The organism is Ruegeria sp. CH11 (genome assembly GCF_056537105.1).
The window spans coordinates 343,518-362,573 of the sequence record NZ_JBQFQX010000003.1 but is presented as its reverse complement, the minus strand read 5'-3'; the positions used below and the strand labels follow the sequence as shown (position 1 = coordinate 362,573).

Here is a 19,056-nt window from a genome sequence, read left to right as displayed (position 1 = left end):
ATTGGTAATATTATTTTACCAAACTGGAGGATCAGCAATGGAAATGCCACAGCCAAATCCCGATGTGCTTGCGCGCAAACCAGCGGTTCTGGCCCGTTTGCAACAGGTTCTACCCCCCGATGCGGTGATCCACGATCCGGCTGAGACGCGGGCATATGAGTGCGATGCCCTGACGGCGTATCGCTGCCCTCCGATGCTGGCGGTGCTGCCTTCGACCACGCAAGAGGTCTCGGACGTTTTGCGCATTTGCCACGAAGAAGGCGTGCCAGTGGTGCCGCGCGGATCGGGCACGTCGCTGGCCGGTGGCGCGCTGCCAACGGCTGATTGCGTGATCCTTGGTGTCGCGCGGCTGACCGAAGTTCTTGAGACCGACTATGACAACCGCTTTATCCGAGTGCAGTCGGGCCGCACCAACCTGAGCGTGACCGGCGCGGTCGAGGAAAAGGACTTCTTTTACGCCCCTGATCCCTCATCCCAGTTGGCCTGCGCGATCGCGGGCAATATCGCGATGAATTCGGGCGGAGCGCATTGTTTGAAATACGGTGTGACCACCAACAACCTGCTGGGCGTGACCATGGTCATGATGGATGGCAGCGTGGTCGAGATTGGCGGCGCGCATCTGGACGCTGGCGGGCTGGACCTGTTGGGCGTCATTTGCGGGTCCGAAGGTCAGCTGGGCGTTGTGACCGAGGCCACATTGCGCATCCTGCGCAAGCCCGAAGGAGCGCGGCCCGTGCTGATGGGGTTCGATGACAATGCGGTCGCCGGTCAATGCGTATCGGACATCATAAAGTCCGGCATCCTGCCGGTGGCGATCGAGTTCATGGATACGTTGTGCATCAAAGCCTGTGAGAACTTTGCCCACGCGGGCTATCCCGATTGCACGGCTTTGCTGATTGTCGAGGTCGAAGGCTCGGAAACCGAAATTGACTATCAACTGTCCAAAATCATCGAAATCGCCAGACGTCACAACCCGGTCGAGATCCGCGAAAGCCAGTCGGCTGAGGAAAGCGCGAAAATCTGGCTGGGTCGCAAATCGGCCTTTGGCGCGATGGGACAGATGAACGACTATATGTGCCTGGATGGCACGATCCCGGTGTCATCGCTGCCCGATGTGCTGCGTAGGATCGGAGAACTGAGCGAGGAATACGGCCTGCCCGTCGGCAACGTTTTTCATGCGGGCGATGGCAACATGCATCCGCTGATCCTGTTCGACGCCAACAAGCCTGGCGATCTCGAGAAATGCGAGGCGTTTGGGGCCGATATCCTGAAACTCTGCGTCGATGCGGGCGGCTGCCTGACGGGCGAGCATGGGGTCGGTATCGAAAAGCGGGATCTGATGAGCCATCAATATGCTCCACAGGATCTTGAGGCGCAGATGGCGGTTAAGGATGTGTTCGATCCGAACTGGTTGTTGAACCCGGCCAAGGTCTTTCCACTGGACGCATCCGAGGCGCGTCGGATGGCGGCGGAATAGGGGGCTCTGCCCCCGCCGCAGCAAGCTGCGACCCCCCCGAGGTATTTTTGAACAGAAGAAGTGACATGGGACCAGAAACAGAAGCGGAACTGGCCGAACTGGTGGCTGGGCTCAATGGCCCGGTGCGGATTGTTGGCGGCGGCACGCGCGGTGTGACCGGTGCAGCACCAGTGCTGAGCACGGCGCGGCTGAGTGGCATCACACTGTATGAGCCCGGTGCGTTGACGCTTGTGGCGCGGGCGGGAACGCCCCTGGCCGAAGTTGAGACGGCTTTGGATGCCGAAGGGCAGCAGCTGGCTTTTGAGCCGATAGATCATCGCGCTTTGCTGGGTACCAGCGGCGAGCCAACCATTGGCGGAGTTGTTGCGGCAAATGTCTCGGGGCCGCGCAGGATACAATCGGGTGCCTGTCGTGATTTTCTGCTGGGCGTGCGCTTTGTCGACGGTCGCGGGCGTGTCGTAAAGAACGGCGGGCGCGTAATGAAGAACGTAACCGGGTACGATCTGGTCAAGCTTATGGCGGGGTCCTGGGGCACGCTGGGCGTTCTGACCGAGGTTTCGCTGAAAGTGCTGCCAAAGCCCGAGGCGTCCGCAACACTGATGGTTCGGGTTCCCGGCATCGAAGCTGCGGTCCAGGTTATGTCGGCGGCACTGCGGTCCCCCTTCGAAGTGACAGGCGCCGTCTATGATCCGGCGCTGGAGTCAGCTTTCCTGCGACTCGAAGGGTTTGCGGATGCGGTTGCTTATCGCAGCGGCAAGCTGCGTGCCGAATTGGCAGCGTTGGGGGAGGTCTCGGACCACGCTGAGTCACAAGACCTGTGGCGCGATATCCGCGATGTCCGCGGCTTGGCTGATCCGGGCGGAGATGTCTGGCGGATATCGGTCAAGCCGAGCGATGCGCCCGGGATTGCCGAAAAGCTGGATGCGGATCGACTGTTGTTCGATTGGGGCGGGGGCCTGATCTGGGCGCTCGTCCCGCAAGGGACCGATGTTCGCGGACGGATTGGCGCGTTTGCAGGCCATGCGACCCTGATCCGCGCCAGTGACGAGACATTCAAGTCCTTGGGTCGCTTCCAACCGGAAACGAAGGAAATTGCGGCTCTGACAAAGGGAGTTCGGCAGAAATTCGACCCGCGAGGTGTTCTCAATCCGGGGTTGATGGGGTAGCGCAATGCAGACAGTTTTCACCGAAAAGCAATTGCAGGATCCGGCCATTCGACGGTCAAACGAAATCCTGCGCAGTTGCGTGCATTGTGGCTTCTGTACGGCCACTTGTCCGACGTATCAGGTGCTTGGCGATGAGCTCGACAGCCCGCGCGGGCGCATCTATCTGATCAAGGACATGCTGGAAAACGAGCGTGTGCCCGATGCAAAAACCGTCAAGCATATCGACCGGTGCCTGTCCTGTCTTGCCTGCATGACCACGTGCCCGTCGGGCGTACATTATATGCATCTGGTAGATCACGCGCGCGATTATATCGAGCAGAAGTACAAGCGCCCGTTTTCCGACCGTGCCTTGCGCTGGGTGCTGGCGCGTATCCTGCCCTATCCGATGCGGTTTCGCTGGGCCCTGATCGGGGCCAAACTGGGTCGCCCGTTCCGGTTTCTGATGCCGGATGCCCGCCTGCGCGCGATGCTGGATATGGCACCCCGGCACATCCCGCCGGTCAGCCGCAATGACGACCCGCAAAGCTTTGCGCCCGAAGGCCCGCGCCTGAAACGGGTCGCGTTGATGACCGGTTGCGCGCAAAAGGCGCTGAACACGGATATCAACGATGCCACGATCCGCCTGTTGACGCGGCTTGGGTGCGAAGTTGTCGTGGCCAAAGGGGCCGGCTGCTGCGGGGCGCTTACGCATCACGTGGGAAAAACCGACCAAAGCCATGCGGCAGCCGCAGCCAATATCCGGGCCTGGAGCGCAGAATTGGATGGGAATGGTCTCGATGCCATCGCCATCAACACGTCCGGTTGCGGGACCACGGTCAAGGACTATGGCCATATGTTCCGCAACGATCCCCTGGCGCGGGACGCTGCGCGGGTATCGGCGATCACCATGGATGTCAGCGAACTATTGATGCAGCTGGAGATGCCGGAAGGTGACCAGAAAGACCTGAAGGTTGCTTATCATGCTGCCTGTTCCCTGCAGCATGGGCAACAGATCAAGGCCCATCCTAAGGAGTTGCTGAAACGGGCTGGATTCGCCGTGTTAGAGCCTGCTGACAGCCACTTGTGCTGCGGGTCGGCCGGAACGTACAACCTGTTGCAACCAGAGATTTCAGCAAAGCTCAAAGAGCGCAAAGTACGTACGCTTGAAGCCAAGACCCCGGACATCATCGCGGCAGGCAATATCGGCTGCATGATGCAGATCGGGTCGGGGACGGACATCCCGGTGGTGCATACGGTCGAATTGCTAGATTGGGCAACGGGCGGCCCCGTGCCGGGCGTCCTGCAACGCGGACATGTCACGGCTTCGCCTATCCCGATCTTGCGCTAGGATCGCCTGCTGCATTCCCGCATCACACCCGGCCAATTCTGCCGGACGCTCTTCCTGCCCTATTTTCGCCCCACAGCACGCGTAGTTTCGGTGTTCGGAAAAACCGCCGGAGTCGCGCGTGCGCAAATGGATCACAGCCATCGCCTTTGGGATGCTGCCGCTGGCGGCTATGGCGCAGGATTCCGGGTTGAAAAGCCTGAACACCACTGATTCCGGGCGCCAATGGATGGCTGTTGGCCGTCTCAACATTGACGGGACGGGGTTTTGCACCGGGGCGCTGATCTCTCCGACTCTGGTGCTGACGGCGGCCCATTGCCTCTATGACAAAGTTTCGGGCCAGCGGATCGACCCGGGCAGAATCGAGTTTCTGGCCGGATGGCGACTGGGTCACGCCTCGGCCTATCGGGCCGCGCGGCAGACTGTGATCCACCCCGGTTATGATTTCAATGCTGACACAACCGCGGACCGTGTGCGCCACGACATCGCGCTGATTGAGCTGTGGCAGCCGATCCGCAACACATCCGTCATTCCTTTTGAAACCGGGGACAGACCGGCGCAGGGCGAGGATGTCGGCGTCGTCTCATATGCGGAAGACCGCGCCGAGGCGCCCTCGTTGCAAGAGGTGTGTTCCATCGTGGCGCGCCAGTCCGGCGTTTTGGTGATGTCCTGCAATGTCGATTTCGGGGCATCGGGTGCGCCGGTCTTTTCCTTCGCGTACGAGCGGCCACGGATCGTATCGGTCGTGGCCGCCAAGGCGGAAATGGGCGGCAGTCGCGTGGCGCTGGGCACCGCGCTCGAGGAATCTTTGGAACTTTTGCAGACAGAACTGGCCCAAGGACGAGGGCATACGGCGTCGACCGAGGGGATTGGAAAAAACATAGGAGCGAGGTTTCTGAAACCATGATCCATCATTTGATCAAGGTATTATTTTGTTTGGCTATTTTCGGCACAGCAGCACAGGCGCAGTTGAGCAATCAGCGCCGATTGACCGATCGCGATGACCTGTATGGCTGGGAAGCTGTCGGACGTCTGGATATTGGCGAGAGCGGGTTTTGCACCGGGACGCTGATCGCGCGGGATCTGGTGCTGACTGCGGCTCATTGTGCGTTGGACAAAGCAACTGGCAGACCTTATCCGCCAGGAAAAGTGACTTTTCGTGCAGGTCTGAGTGATGGCAAATCGCTTGCCGATCGCAAGGTTATCCAGATTGCCTCGCACCCAGCTTTCGTTGCCAACGCACCGGTATCGGTACAGCGCGTTCGCGTTGATGTCGCCTTGATGCGGCTGGAAGAGCCGATCCCTTATTCTGTTGCTGACCCCTTCGCCCTCTATGACGGGCGAATTCTGGGTAATGAAATCAGCGTTGCCTCGTATGGGCGGGGTCGGGCGGATGCGATCACACGCCAACGGTCGTGCCGCATTCTGCAACGTGGACAGGGTCTGATCAGCTTTGACTGCGATATCACCTTCGGCTCGTCCGGGTCGGCAATTCTGGCAAAGAAAGGTTCGCGCTGGCAGATCTTTTCTGTTGTATCCGCCGGCGCATCTGACGGTCGGCGCACCATCGGGTACGGCATGGAATTGCCCGAAATAGTGGCCGAACTCAAAACAATTCTGCGCCGCGACGCGCCGCGACCCATGGCGACGATCCGACGCCTGCAACCGGGGTCAGACAAGTCCAGTTCCGGTGCCAAATTCCTCAGCGCCGGCGGGTCTTGAACTGCTTCCAGCCACTACCCATGTGAACTGTACCGGGTCGCCGCAAACGGGGCTCGGTATGCTCCACCGCCCGTCCGAACGGAGGGCAAACTGTAGATCGCTCTGATATGAGGATACCACACATGCGTACATTTGATTTTGCACCGCTGCACCGCGCGACCATCGGCTTTGACCAGATTGCCGACATGATGGATCGGGTTCTGACCAATGACGGCGCTCAGCCCACTTATCCGCCTTACAACATCGAAAAAACCGATGCTGACACCTATCGGATCTCGGTCGCTGTCGCGGGCTTCTCGGATGCTGACCTGTCGGTCGAAGTGAAGGAAAACGCGCTGATCGTTGCAGGCAAGAAAGCCGCTGACGAAAAAGAGCGCAGCTATCTGCACCGTGGCATCGCCACCCGCGCGTTCGAGCGCCGCTTTGCGCTGGCCGATCACGTGCGCGTCACCGGCGCCAGCCACGAAAACGGCATGCTGAACATCGACCTGAAGCGTGAAGTGCCCGAAGCGCTGAAACCGCGCCGGATCGAGATCGCCTCGGCCAATGCCATCGAAAAAGACGTGGTCGATGCCAAGGCCGTAAACTGAGGCTACCTGATCACTGGGCGATAGTTCCGCCTCTCTGAACTGTCGCAGACTGCACGCCCCGCGTTCCTCCAGACGCGGGGCGTTGTTTGTTTTCGCCGCACCGCATTTTCAAACGACAACATCTGGAAAAAACTGGCAATGATCGCGACCCTCGCGCTAGTCTTTTTGCAACGAGCCTTTTGAGCGCTCGGGTCTTGGTTTGGCAAAAGGATATAGCGACCGATGTCTTTCAAGTTCGTCTCAGCCGGAATTTTATGTGCAGCATTCACGCTTTCTTCGATGGCTTCCGCTCCTGCAAAGGCGGACGACACGGATGCGTTGATCGCAGGTGTCGCGCTGGGTGTGCTGGGGGCATCGATCGCCAAGCATCATCACAAGCACGGCTCGCATTACCAGAAGCACCCGCACGTTTCGGCCAAAGAAAATGCCATCGGCCTGTGTATGCATCGGACCCATTCTGCGATGTCAAATCAGGGCTTTTACGCAGTGGACTTCGAGCGGACCTTGTCCTTCACCGAAAACGCAGATGGCATCAACCTGATCGACCTCGAGGTCGCGCGTTCAAACGACCGAACGGATGCACGTAGCTATATCAAGGCGCATTGTGCGATCCAGGACGACAAAGTCGTAAATTTCCGCTATTCGCACTATTGAACCGGGCTTACATTTGCGGTCAATAAATCGGCCCCGCGTATCCCATGCACGGGGCCGATTTCTTTTCTGAGATCAATTCCCGGCCGTGACCGACCCGATTGACCAGAACATTGTCTCACCCGAGGCATCATCGACGCCGTCATTGTCGGTCATCACAAACGCCTCGCCCGAGGGCAGGATGGCCAGACCTTCGATCTTGTCCAGAACGTATCCGCCTGTCGATGTCAGGTCAGGCAGAAGGTCGCGGACCTCTTGCTTGCTGACCACGGGCAGCTCGCCACCCAGCGGGGCCGGGGCCATCTCGGACAGCGGGATGCGATAGATTTTCTTGGTGACTGCGCGGTGGTCATGCTGGTTGTCGCGCTCGATGACATAGAAATGGTCGCCGAAGGCCACGATTTCCGACAGACCAACCCAGCCTTCTTCGGGATCAGCTTTTGGATAGTGCACGGCGCCCCATTCCTTGGTCTCAAGGTTGTAAGCGACAAGCTTCACATGGTTTTCCGGGTCGTCCTTCCACTCGCGCTGTACCGCCAACCACAGAGTGTCGCCAACCTTGGTGATGCCTTCGAAGCCAAAGCGCTTTTCGACGGCCGTCAGTTCCGGGGGCAGACCGATCTCGCCCTTGCGGTCCTGGATCAGGCCGTCTGCGCCGACATGATAGATCGCGTGCGGGATAAGGCGGTCGGTGCGGCCTTCGGAGGCGACGTAGAACCCTCCGTTGCCGTCCAGCGTGATGCCCTCAAGGTCCAGTTTCTGGGCCGGGTTGCCGTCCTGACGGTGGATGCGGATCACGTCCACGATGCGGGCGGGTTTCTGACTGGGGTCAATCTTGAAGATCGACGGCTGGAAGCCGTAGAAGCTGTCATTGACCGCATAGATCATGCCGTCCGCATCCGCGACCATACCGGACAGCGCCCCCCATCCGATCAGCTCATCCGCGCCTGCCGACGTCAAATGGGGATAGGCAGCGGGAGCGTCCTGATATTCGAAGATTGAAACATGCGCCCGCGGGCCGCCATCTTCGATCAGGTCTTTTTCGTTGGCCGAAATCAGCAGGTTGCGTTCCGGGATCGCGACATAACCTTCGGTTCCGACGCCCGAGGGCAGCAACTGTTTCAGAACCGGGTTGGCCGGAACGGTGGCGTCATAGACACCGACGACCGAGGCACGCTCGGCCCCCACAAAGATCATCGGTGTGCCGCCAAAGGTGGCTGCGGTCACGCTTTCCGGCTCAACCCCTTTGCTGTCCGAGCGTTTGTCGGGGTAGTGGCCGATCTGGATGATGGCTTTTTCGAACTCGGCGCCGTTCTCGTAAACAACCGTGCCGTCCTTGTGGAAGATGGTCCAACCACGCGAGCCGCCTTCGTAATCGCCTTCATTGGCGGTGGCGAAATGGTTGTCGTCGATCCATTTGACCGCGTCCGGCTCGCGCAGGCGGCCCGGCTGGTTTTCGGTGAAGATCAACGCGCCGCGTTCGTCCGTGGCGTCGATGCCTTCCAGATCAACCGCGCCTGCCGAGAAATGGCTGACCACATTGCCGTCCTTGTCGACGACCGCGATGTGGTTGTTTTCTTGCAGGGTGACGACGGTTTCGCCCAGGCTGTTGATGTCAACGAATTCCGGCTCGGGGTCCGTTGGGGCAACGTCTGCCAGCCCGGTCAGCGCGGCAATCTTCATACCGTTGCAATCCAACGCACCGTCTTTCAGAGGCACCAAGGCCAGCGAGCCAGCGGGCAGTTGTGGGATGATACCGTCGTTCAGGTCTTCGTCGCGTTCATTCTCGATCGCTACGGCAACAAAGCTGCCATCGGGGGCTATCGCGACACTGTCGGGCTGGCCGCCCAGGTCACAGGCACCGGTTTCGGCCTTGCCTACGATATCGACCGAGATCAGCTTTCCCGACGGCGCCGTATAGCTGTCCGAAGTGTTCACACCGACGAAAGCCGTTGCGCCAACGATTCCCACGGATGTCGGCTCGCCACCAACAGCCATCGCGCCCAACGGCGCCGGGTTCGCGGGGTCGGTGATATCCACCATCCCGATCACGCCCAGCGGGCTGTCGGTATAGACCAGCGTCATGCCATCTGCGGTCGCCGCGATGATCTCGGGCGAGGTTTCGCGGGTGGTATCGGCCCCTTCGGCCATGTTTTTCACGACGGGGAACGACGCGATCCGGTTGAAATTCATCTCTGCCACAGCCTGACCGGCGGTCAGGGCAAGGGCAGATGTCAGGCAGACATAGCGCAATGACATGGGTGATATCCTCTCTCACTTGGACGCTGAGTGGGATGGACGGCCTATGTTGCGGGATCGTGACGGTTTTGTTTCACTTTGGTGACAAGTTTGCGCGTGCGTTGCATCTGCGACGCGCCCATCGGTTTCCGTTCGCGCCTGAGTTGTCCGACCTATCTTTTCCCGCCTGAATTTGCCAATCTTTGCGGGAATTTAGCATCCGCGGGGATGTAAATAGGTGTAACATTACCTATGTTATTGGGTAGATAAGAAAAATAGGGATAGAAATAAGATGTCGAACCAGCAATTCGAGGCGTTGATTCAGGAGACGCAAACCAAGGTCCGTGAAAGCCAGTCGCAGATCGAAGGGCTGACTTCACGTATCGAGGCGGCCCGCGCCAAGATCGGCACAGCCGAGGCGGATATCGACATCGAAAACGCCACGCTTGAGGACGTGCATGCCCATACCGAGGTGATGAACGCCAATATCGCCGAGCTGATCATGGGGCTGGATGACGTCACCAACGCGTTTTCCAAGGATTTCGACGAAATGCGCTCGAAAACCGGGTGGGAATCGTTTGTCGGCATCTTCGCAAAGGCCAAATCCGAGTCGATGCGGCAGGAACGGATGCGCACCGCCAATATCGATGACAAGCTGCAGGACCTGATCGCCAAATCCGACGTGATCGTCAAACTGCTGGAAGGGCAGTTGTCGGTGCTGGAAGAACAGCGGGTAAAGGTTGAGGACAACCTGTCCGTCACGCTGGACGATCGTGAGGCGACCGTGGCCGAACTGGAAGCCTTGCGCGCCGAAATTCAGGGCATGGACCCGGCCATTATTACGTTGGAGAACAAGATCAGCGTCGAACAGGACGCCGCCGCGCGGACCCAGTTAGAGACTGAATTGGCCGAGCTGAACAAGCAATACAACGCCAAGGTTCAGGAAGAGCAGGTCAAGCTGGCCAAGTCCCAGACGCTGGAGCGGTACATCGAAAAGGGCAAGACCTGGGTCGACTCGCTACAGAACCAGGCGGCGACGCAGATGGTGCTGATCAACAAGCTGCAGACAGACACGCAACAGCGCGTGGTCCTGTATGACGCCCTGACCAAATCGCTGAAAACCGCGCAACAGCAGGACGTGGCCCACCGCATCAACGAGATCGGCGTGCAAACCGACCAAGAGGCGCAAACCGCCATGGCCGCCATCGGCACCGCGACCAACCAGAAAATGGCCGATATGCTTGAAGCGCACGAGGACCACATGGTCTTTGCCCGCGACGTGCTGGAGAAAAAGGCCAAGGCAGATGAACGCTTTGCCCGCCGGTTCGCCTCGATTGTCGAGAAGCATGATAAGAATTTGTATGGTGGCTAAGTGCGTTTCGCTCACCAACAATTTCTATTACTAGCAATTAGTCTTGGTCCCTTGGAGGTGCCGAGACTCTTGGAAAAATTTGGTTTTATAGATCAGAAACCGACTTATCCTGAAGTGCTACAGGCATTGCTTATGGCAGTAATTGCGGCTTGCTTAATGCGACTTCTGTGTTGGTTGAGCTGGGGCAGCGAAAGGGGGCGGCGTTTTCAGCACTCGGTTGGGATCAACCCTCAAGTAGTACTGCATAGTGTCGGTTCGCCTCTCTTTAGATGGTGGTTTCATATCGATAAAAACGGGAAGGACTTGGACGCTCCAAGATGACCGATACCAACCCCACCCAAGACCATGTCGGCCTGACCGACACTTTCGCCTCGCGCCGGTATTTCCGCAAATTCGAGGTGATCACTGTCCACCTTCTGCGTGTGGCTGCGACGATGGAGGCCGAAGGCGCGATCAGCAAGCAAGAGGTGCGGATCGTGTCGCGCTACCTTTCGGGGCTGCTTTATACCTTCCGCGCGCTTTCCATGAAGTACCTGCTGGTCGGGCGAGACACCGGGCGGTTCTTTGGCAGCCTCGCGATGGACAAGCGTGACAGCGGCTTTCCGGTGGCGGCCGAGTTGCTAACCATGGCCAATGACGCCCAGCAGGCGCAGGTGCATCTGGCGAATATGCCCTCGGAAGACGACCTGAAAACCGACATGGTGCGGACGATTATTGGCGATCAGGAGATCCCGACTAAGCTGCAATTCGCGCTGTCACAAAGGCTCTATTACGAGGAATTGCTGAAAGGTCAGCTGTTCTGGGCCCGCAACGATCCCGAATGTCACTGGATCGGGAATGAGGGTGAGCGGCGCAAATTCATGATCCACTGGGCGGTCTATGACAGCCAGATCAACCTGCCGGTCATCTATCTGATGCAGCTGGAGGACAGCGGCAAAACCGCCCTGCCCAAGGACCAACGTCGCTGGCCCGAAGTGCAAGCGCATCTGATGGCGCAGTCGTTGGGCGGGTTGAAACTGGTGACGATCGCCAAGGGCTTTGATCAGGATTTCGACGACCTGCACCCGAAGCATTTGCGCCGCATCCATGTGGGTCCGATGTATTCCTCAGCCTATACCGAGCAATCCGGCCCCTTGCGGCAAGTGCTTGAGGACGCACAGTCTCCGCCGGGTCAGGACTGGGCATTGGCCTGGACCACCGAAGAGTTGGAAAGCGAAGAGGTGGTTCAGGAACGGTCGGGCTGGTTCGGGACGGTGGATCGAGAGGTCTTCGCGCTGGACCCGTTTGGCGGGCAGGGCGCCGAAACCGGGGCAACGCGCACGCAGCGGTCGATCATCCTGCCACAGCGTCCGTTTCAGGTGTTGGCCGAACGCAACCCGCCCGGCTTTGCGGATGTGCGCAAATTCGTGGTCAGCAAGTCGGGGCAGGTCTTGCGCTATTAGGATTTAAGCCTCCGGCGGGAGTATTTTTGAAAAGATGAAGCAAGGGCGGTTTTTGAAATGAGTTTGACGTCAGATCAGATGGAATTGCGCGAGACGGATATTCGCAAACACTATCCGGCAGCGACCGCCTTGTTGAACGGGTTCGAGCACGCGCCGCGGATTGCCAAAGCGGCTGAGGCAACGGTTGAGCGGTCTCCGGGCGTGTCGACAGGGCGGCGGTTTCGGTCCACGACGCCGGGGTTGGTGACGCGGCGGGTGGCGCGGGCGGATGGGGTGCATCTGGTCGAACGAATCGAGGCTTCGGATGATGGCGATGCGTTGGTCTCTCCGCCTCAGGCGACCACGCAACAGGCCATTCGTCGGAGCATCGCCATCGCCCTGGCTGTGGCCGAAGCCTATGCGGAGCAAACACCGCTGGCCGATCTGAAACGGGCCAATCTGGCTGGGGATCTGCCCGCCGCGCGCAAGACCGAATTCTCGGACTTGTTGACCGCCGAGGCTCTGATTACATCCCACACTTTCGGGAACGCACTGGCCTATCTGATGTCGTCGCATCTGGGCGAGACCACCGTCGATATTGGCGAGATCGAGGAAATTCTGACCGACAACGGCCAGCTTGCCCTGCATGGCGCACTGTGGGAGCTGGACCAAACGCTGGCCAAACACGCCCCCGACGACGCCCATCTGATCGCGGCCACCAGCGCCTATGCCGAGCAACTGATGGACAAGGCCGCCCTGCGCGCACAGTCCGCCGGTCATCTGGCCCCGTTCCAGAACGCTGCCTGGAATATTGAGGCGGATGATCTGACCATCCGGGGCTTTGAACCGGCCTCGAAGGCGAAGTCCACAACGCTTACCATGACGTTCAAGAAACCGAACGAGGTGGTCGGCAACCATATCGCCAAGTATCAGGCGATGAAGCTGGCCAAGATGGTGATGGCCTATGACTTCGACCGCCGCCTGAACCCGTTTGCGGAACTCGGCGGGTTCATCTTTACCTTCATGGGCGACGGCAAACCGGGTACCGGCAAAACTACCCTGATCCAGATGATGGCCGGGCTGATCAACGACTATTGCCAGAACGCGGGCTATCCGTTCCGCTATCAGAACCTGAGCACCGACAATATCGACAGCTATCAGGGCAAATCCGGACAGAATGCCAAGGCGTTTATCAACACGATCATCGACCCCTCGGTTATCGGGTTCGGCACCATCGACGATATCGACCAACTGGCGGGCAAACGCGGCGACCGGCAGTCCTCGGCCGGGCAATTGGAAATCACCGCCGTGCTGATGGAGAGCTTTGCCGGCGCCAACACCGTCGTGCGCGGCAACTGCACTTTTGGCATGTTCTCGAACTACCCCGAGAATGTGGACGACGCCCTGCGCCAGCGGGCCGGTGCGCGGTTCTTAGTAGACGGGCCGCAGACGCGCGAGGATTACATCGACATCCTGCACCTGCTGATGGGCCGCAACCACGACATCCCGCTGGGCGAACACGACGCCTATGCCGCGCAGGAGATCAAAAAGGCCGTCGCCGCCAGTTTCGAAAGCCATTCGCGCCCGCATGAGGACGCTCTGTTGCAGGTCTATGACCAAGTCTCGGGCGAGATTGGCCAGATGGACACCATCGCCAAGCTGGGCACCTACCTCAAGGCGATCCAAGCCGCGGATGAGCGCTTTACCGGTCGCGCGATCAAGAACATCACCGACGCGGTCAAGGTCCGCGCGATGGATTTCGAACTGCCCGACGAATGGATGGAAACCCCCGACCTGTTCCTGTTCCGCGACTACGACACCAAGAAAGCGATGATCGAGGACCTGCGCCAGCCGATCACGGTGGAAATGGTGATGCAGGAAATCAACCGCTACGCCGACAGCGAATTCCGCTATGCAGACAAGAGCGATGAGGTTGCCATCGAGAACGCCGTCCGCGAGATGGGCCGGATGGAAGAGGCCAAGCGGCGGTATCTGGAGGGGAAAAGGTGACCGGAGGGTTTGTTCTTATCCTCATGACGCTGGTTTCGGCGTGCATTTTTTTCGGGATCACCGTAGCCCGCAAACGGCCGGGCACGTTTGGTTCGTTTGCCAAACTGAGCCTGATTGTTTTTGCAATCTGTTATGTGTGGAGTTCACTGTTTCAGATTTGGATAAACGGTGCCTCTTTGGACAACCCGGAATCGTTGCTACACGCGTTTGGTCCCGGTCAGATGCCGAAATATTTCCTGCAAAGCGCAATTTTCTGGTTCATACCAGCGATGTTCATCGCAGCTATGAGCTTTGGGTTGATGCGGGCGCGCATTGTGAATTCCAGAGAACTTTCCGAGCAGGTCGATGATGATTGATATCGTTTACATCGCCGGCTGCATCTTGGCCGCTTATGTCGGTTCTCATTTCGTTGTATGGGTAATCAAACGCAGCCTTCCAGTACCGAAAGGACCATTCCAGCTGTTCCGGTTTCTCTTTTGGTGGGCAGCGAGTGTCACGGTGGGATCGGGTCTATTTTTGAGCACTTTCTGGATATTAATTTTCGTTCAATCCGCTCCCGGTGGTCGATTGGAAGAAGTAGAGCCCAGCATTCGTCTTTTGGGATTACTACTCCTGTCGGCTCCATACTGGATAGGGCTATTCAAGGGCATAGACCTGCAGATATCGCAAAGGTTTAGGGTATGATCCGCCTCATCGAAAAAGGCCTGATGTTCGGCAATCTCGTCCACATCTCCAGCCCGGCTCTGGTCGAGCGGTATAACCGCGCGCTGCAGCATCTGGCGGGCAAGACCACGGCGCTGACGGATTTCCATGTGGATATCTCGGGCTATTCGCCCGAGGTGGGGATTGAGCTGGAGGATGAGCTCTACCTCAACCCCAACGGGGTCAACCGGCAGTTTATCCTGCTGACGACCGAACAAAAACGCGCGCCACTGCTGAACGTCAAATTCTCGACCTCGCGCGATATTCTGCGCGACTTCATCGAGATGAATGAGGCGCAGCTGTTTGCCCTGACCGCCACTGATGCGGTGGCCGGAGAGTTGGTGAACTCGGTCATCAAACTCACCACCCCGGGTGATCTGTTCAACATCCAGAAGATCGAGATCGAGGCCGACACCGCAGGCGGAACGCTGCGCAAGGCAGAACAACTGGCGGGCATGGTCGAGCAGTTCAAAACCGACGAGGACGCCTGGTTCGACGACGTGCTGATCGCCAAGATGATCGAAACCGCCAAAGAAACCGGCGACGTCACCCGCAACCCGGTGCGTCTGCGCCACACCGCCTTTGAGCAGCGTAACTTCTGGACCGCGCATTTCGGGGGGCTCTACCTGTTTCCCGACGTTGACCATCCGGCCGCCATCTGCATGGGCGACGAGGCCGAGGATCTGCCGGTCAAATTCGTGTTCGATCGCAGCCAGCACAATCGGATTGCGAAATTCCTGGGGTTGAACGGGTTGGTGGAGACCATCATCGAGGCCCGCAATGTGGATTCCGCCGCGATCCTGCAACAGAAGATGGACTTTCTGACAATCGCCGCTGCTGCGGACGCGGGTGTCGATCTGACGGATCTGGATCGCAGCGATATGCGGCGTCTCGCACGGACGCATTCGGACCGTCTGCCCGAGGCGTATCACGGGTTGGCGCAGCTGTTGCGCTGGGCGACTGCAGGCGGGCCGTGGCCGCGCATCACATCGGACCATCCGGCGTATTTCTACACCCTGCGTGCAGCTGACACGCCAAACCGCGATCTGGTCAATATGTTGTTGACGGAATTGGCTCCGCTGGACCCGCGGCAGATGTTCATCTGCCACAAGGAACTGTTTTACAGCACATACGCGACCTGGCCCGAGACTAAAAAGGCCTATGTTGCCGAATTTCTGGCGCGCGAGTATCAGGTGGACAAGGCAGGCGCACGCGCGGCCCTGTTTGGTCATGAACCGGATATGAGCGGTGACGACAGGGTCAGCGAAACGGTGATTGCCCGGGTCGGCCCCTGGGGCGCGTTGAGGAGGGATTGAGATGTTCGGAGCGATGCGCCTGTTTCTGATCCTGCTGGTCCTTCAAACGGTTGCCTATTTTGCGTTGTCTTACTATTCGCGTGGCGTCCGCCGTCGAAGGCTTGAGACCTGGTGGGACGAAAAGGGCAAGAAAGGCAACAAAGAGGCGTTTGTCGAACGCGGGCTGCATGTCTACGACAATTCGTTCCGGCGCAAGCTGATCCTGGGCGTCTATATTGTCCCTTGGGTGGCAATCGGCGCGCTGATCTATATCGTGAATTATATGTGAGGATTACGGCATGGCCTATGTAAAATGGGCGTTCATTATCATCTTCTGGGGCATGATTGCTGTGGTTTTGCAGTACTCGCTGCCGCAGCACGACGTCGTGCGGATCGTCAACACCTATGAAGAGCGGCAGGATCTGACCGACTGGACCCGGATTTTCTGGTCCGAGCCTGAAGACCAGTCAACCAGCCTGTCCAATCGCGATGTGCAGTTCATCCAGGCGGTTCGCGCCAATGGCAAACCTATTGTTTACCGGAACGAGGACACTGGCTGGGGTTGGCCGCCCTACTTCAAGTTCGACACGGCCAATCTGTACACCGAAGCCAATGATGCGAAATCGACGAAAGACAATCCCGATTGGGTTGTCGTGACTCACTACGGGTGGCGGAACGAGTTCATGTCGATCTTTCCCAATGCGATCTTCATTCGGCATGTCGAGGGGCCGGATGTGCGCATCATTCCCTGGTTCAACATCATCTTCCTGACCGTGTTTGCCGCCGTGGTCTGGGCGCTTTGGGTGCGTTGGCGCAGGTTCCGGCAGCGTCGTATCGATCCCATGCTGGAAAGCGTCGAGGACGGGATTTACGCCGCAGGCGACGCGATTGAGGAAAGACGCGGTAAATTCCGCCGCTGGTTGGACAGCTGGAAATCAAAATGAATTGCCCCAAGGGGGTGCGCAAAGCCGCGCCCCCTTTTGGGCACTTTACCTGACAACAAATTCGGCATGCAGCGCACCCGCTGCCTTGATTGTCTTCAAAATGTCGATCATGTCGCGGGGGGAAACGCCCAGGGCGTTCAGTCCAGCGACAACCTCGGACAGGGTGGCGGCTTCGGGAATTTCGGCAAGACCGGTGCCTTCTTCCTCTTCGATGCCGGCGACGGTTCTGGGGACCACGACCGTTTCGCCACGTGCAAACGGGTTGGGTTGAACGGCAATCGGGGCCTCTTCAACGGTGAGGGTCAGATTGCCTTGGGATACGGCGACGCGCGAAATCCGGACATCCTGCCCCATCACAATTGTCCCCGACCGCTGATCGACCACTACGCGGGCCTTAGTTTCCGGTTGCACAAGGATGTTCTCGATGCGGCCGATGGCATGCGCTGTCGAGGTCGACTGCGTGGCGGGGATATTCAGCTCAACAGTGCCCGAGTCCCGCATGATCGCAACCGCGCGATTGAACTCGGTGTTGATCGCGGTTTCGATGCGGCCCGCCGTTGTGAAATCAGGCTCCCTTAAAGCAAGGCGCAGCTGTGTCAGCGCCGACAGGTCAAAGTCGATCTCCCGCTCGACGCGCGCACCCGCCGGGATCACGCCCGAGGTCGGAACCCCGCGCACGACAGTGGCAGCCTCGCCCTCGGCCACTGCTCCACCAGCCAGAACCGTGCCCTGAGCAACCGCATAGATTTGACCATCTGCGGCATTCAACGGTGTCATGATCAGCGTCCCACCAAGCAGGCTTTTGCTGTCCCCGATGGCCGAGACCGTGACGTCGATCTGGCTGCCGACGCGCGAAAAAGGGGGCAGGCTGGCCGTAACCAGCACAGCGGCAACGTTCTTGGGGCGAAAGTCCTCGCCCGTGACGTTGACGCCCAACCGTTCGAGGATGTTTGACATGATCTCTTCGGTGAAGGGTGAGTTTCGCAGACCGTCGCCGGTTCCGTTCAACCCGACCACAAGGCCGTATCCGACCAGGTCGTTGCCGCGCACCCCGTCAAAGTCCACCAGATCCTTCAGGCGGATAGCCCCGGCCGTTGCCAACCCAGGCAAAAAGAGCAGAAGAAAAATCAGAACCTTCATCTCAGGAAATTCACCAGCGAGAGGTTCGAATTGCGAACCGTGACAGAGTAGAGGCTTTCCAGCTGGAATTGCACCGCCTTCAGCTGCGTTGCGGTTTCTGCCGGATCGGCCCCGATCAGACTGTTGCGACCGAATTCCAGACTGGTGCGCGCCGCAGCGTTTCGGGTTGCGGCCTGTTCCACGCGGGCCTGAGATGCGCCGATACTGGCCCTGAGCTTGACGAAATCACTGTCATTATTTGCCAGATCCTGCCCCAATTGCCGAAACAGCGTGGTTCTGACATCGGGGCTCAGGTTCAAGGTTGTGTCAGAGGCCAGCGCGGCAACAGCCACATCGCGCAAGGCGGCCCGGATGCCCGGGTCGTTTGCCTTGATTGGAATGTCGATACGCTCGTTTTCAGAGATTTGCATCGGGGCCAGATTTGTGTCGGACCCCTGATAGATAACGGCCTCGAACCCGGCAGGATCGTTGAACCAGTCTTCCGCCGCCTGCCGGATGTCGTTTGCAGAGGTCAAACCTGTCAGCTCGGTTCGCAGGGCATTCAACAGATCATCCGGCGACGGCAGCGGCGAGATGTCGGTGGCGGTGCCGGAAAACAGGCTTCGACCACCCGCCCGCGTGTTCAGAGCCGACATCATCGTATCAAGTTCGTTTCGGGCCTTGACCGAGGCATGTTCATGCGTCGTGGTCTGGTTTGCGGTGGCGAATGACAACAGCGACGCCGACACCTCGCCCACGGAGGCGTTAACTGTGCCAAGGCTCAATTGCATCGCGTCCGTAAACAGCCGCGTCTCGGACGTGGCGATTTTGAACGCGTCCAGCCTGGCCAGGCTCCGGTCCAGGTCCAGCAATTGCGAGTAATCGCCACCCAGCCGCCCAGCGACGTCTTTTACCTTTCCCGACGACATCTCGTAAGTGAGGGTGTCGAGCTGGTTTCGTATCTCGGCGCTGCGCGTGCGCAATGTCATGTTGCGCGCCAGATCGCCTATCGCATTCAGTGTCAT

General features: G+C 58.9%; 18 protein-coding genes. 15 read left to right on the top strand and 3 right to left on the bottom strand.

Features of this window, described 5'->3' with window-relative positions; genetic code table 11:
• Nucleotides 1-37: 37 nt before the first annotated feature.
• The 7 genes from ACR0LX_RS07700 (at nt 38) to ACR0LX_RS07670 (ending at nt 6,933) form a co-directional block, all read left to right on the top strand.
• Entirely contained in the window at nt 38-1,477 is a 1,440-nt protein-coding gene (locus ACR0LX_RS07700) for an FAD-linked oxidase C-terminal domain-containing protein (protein ID WP_480783199.1), read from the top strand.
• Nucleotides 1,478-1,542: 65 nt separating this feature from the next.
• The gene (locus ACR0LX_RS07695) at nt 1,543-2,643 is read left to right on the top strand and encodes an FAD-binding protein (RefSeq protein WP_480783198.1); all 1,101 of its coding nucleotides are present in this window, start codon (nt 1,543-1,545) and stop codon (nt 2,641-2,643) included.
• A gap of 4 nt (nt 2,644-2,647) precedes the next feature.
• The gene (gene glcF, locus ACR0LX_RS07690; protein ID WP_480783197.1) at nt 2,648-3,970 is read left to right on the top strand and encodes a glycolate oxidase subunit GlcF; all 1,323 of its coding nucleotides are present in this window, start codon (nt 2,648-2,650) and stop codon (nt 3,968-3,970) included.
• A gap of 118 nt (nt 3,971-4,088) precedes the next feature.
• Entirely contained in the window at nt 4,089-4,874 is a 786-nt protein-coding gene (locus ACR0LX_RS07685; RefSeq protein ID WP_480579245.1) for a trypsin-like serine peptidase, read from the top strand.
• The gene (locus ACR0LX_RS07680) at nt 4,871-5,689 is read left to right on the top strand and encodes a trypsin-like serine peptidase (RefSeq protein WP_480783196.1); all 819 of its coding nucleotides are present in this window, start codon (nt 4,871-4,873) and stop codon (nt 5,687-5,689) included. The genes ACR0LX_RS07685 and ACR0LX_RS07680 overlap by 4 nt, the downstream gene beginning before the upstream one ends.
• 122 nt (nt 5,690-5,811) lie before the next feature.
• On the top strand, nt 5,812-6,279 hold the full coding sequence (locus ACR0LX_RS07675; protein ID WP_480579249.1) for an Hsp20 family protein: 468 nt from the start codon (nt 5,812-5,814) through the stop codon (nt 6,277-6,279).
• Nucleotides 6,280-6,558: 279 nt separating this feature from the next.
• The gene (locus tag ACR0LX_RS07670; RefSeq protein WP_480783195.1) at nt 6,559-6,933 is read left to right on the top strand and encodes a hypothetical protein; all 375 of its coding nucleotides are present in this window, start codon (nt 6,559-6,561) and stop codon (nt 6,931-6,933) included.
• A gap of 72 nt (nt 6,934-7,005) precedes the next feature.
• Here ACR0LX_RS07670 and ACR0LX_RS07665 read toward each other — a convergent pair whose 3' ends face one another.
• The gene (locus tag ACR0LX_RS07665; RefSeq protein ID WP_480783194.1) at nt 7,006-9,189 is read right to left on the bottom strand and encodes an esterase-like activity of phytase family protein; all 2,184 of its coding nucleotides are present in this window, start codon (nt 9,187-9,189) and stop codon (nt 7,006-7,008) included.
• Nucleotides 9,190-9,460: 271 nt separating this feature from the next.
• Here ACR0LX_RS07665 and ACR0LX_RS07660 point away from each other — a divergent pair, with 271 nt between their 5' ends.
• From ACR0LX_RS07660 to ACR0LX_RS07625, 8 genes are all read left to right on the top strand, one after another.
• Entirely contained in the window at nt 9,461-10,540 is a 1,080-nt protein-coding gene (locus ACR0LX_RS07660) for a hypothetical protein (protein WP_480783193.1), read from the top strand.
• A gap of 317 nt (nt 10,541-10,857) precedes the next feature.
• Nucleotides 10,858-11,982 (top strand): hypothetical protein, encoded by a 1,125-nt coding sequence (locus ACR0LX_RS07655; protein ID WP_480783192.1) that lies wholly within the window; start codon nt 10,858-10,860, stop codon nt 11,980-11,982.
• Between the two features lie 57 nt (nt 11,983-12,039).
• Nucleotides 12,040-13,971, top strand: coding sequence for an AAA family ATPase (locus ACR0LX_RS07650; protein WP_480783191.1), 1,932 nt, complete (start codon nt 12,040-12,042; stop codon nt 13,969-13,971).
• Complete coding sequence (locus ACR0LX_RS07645; RefSeq protein WP_480783190.1) at nt 13,968-14,327, top strand: hypothetical protein; 360 nt, start codon at nt 13,968-13,970, stop codon at nt 14,325-14,327. Before ACR0LX_RS07650 ends, ACR0LX_RS07645 begins: the two co-directional genes overlap by 4 nt.
• A complete protein-coding gene (locus ACR0LX_RS07640) occupies nt 14,320-14,655 on the top strand; it encodes a hypothetical protein (RefSeq protein WP_480783189.1) in 336 nt (111 codons plus the stop codon). The genes ACR0LX_RS07645 and ACR0LX_RS07640 overlap by 8 nt, the downstream gene beginning before the upstream one ends.
• On the top strand, nt 14,652-15,989 hold the full coding sequence (locus ACR0LX_RS07635; RefSeq protein WP_480783188.1) for a DUF6638 family protein: 1,338 nt from the start codon (nt 14,652-14,654) through the stop codon (nt 15,987-15,989). The genes ACR0LX_RS07640 and ACR0LX_RS07635 overlap by 4 nt, the downstream gene beginning before the upstream one ends.
• Before the next feature lies 1 nt (nt 15,990).
• Nucleotides 15,991-16,257 carry a hypothetical protein gene (locus ACR0LX_RS07630; RefSeq protein ID WP_480783187.1) on the top strand — a complete coding sequence of 89 codons (267 nt, stop codon included), beginning with the start codon at nt 15,991-15,993 and terminating at the stop codon, nt 16,255-16,257.
• 10 nt (nt 16,258-16,267) lie between these two features.
• On the top strand, nt 16,268-16,912 hold the full coding sequence (locus ACR0LX_RS07625) for a DUF1523 family protein (protein WP_480783186.1): 645 nt from the start codon (nt 16,268-16,270) through the stop codon (nt 16,910-16,912).
• A 45-nt stretch (nt 16,913-16,957) separates the two neighbouring features.
• On the opposite strand, the gene ACR0LX_RS07620 is transcribed toward ACR0LX_RS07625, so the two are convergent.
• Together ACR0LX_RS07620 and ACR0LX_RS07615 are read right to left on the bottom strand one after the other, a co-directional pair.
• Entirely contained in the window at nt 16,958-18,052 is a 1,095-nt protein-coding gene (locus ACR0LX_RS07620; RefSeq protein WP_480783185.1) for a flagellar basal body P-ring protein FlgI, read from the bottom strand.
• Nucleotides 18,049-19,056: a flagellin gene (locus ACR0LX_RS07615; protein WP_480783184.1), complete on the bottom strand. Its 1,008-nt coding sequence runs from the start codon at nt 19,054-19,056 to the stop codon at nt 18,049-18,051. Before ACR0LX_RS07615 ends, ACR0LX_RS07620 begins: the two co-directional genes overlap by 4 nt.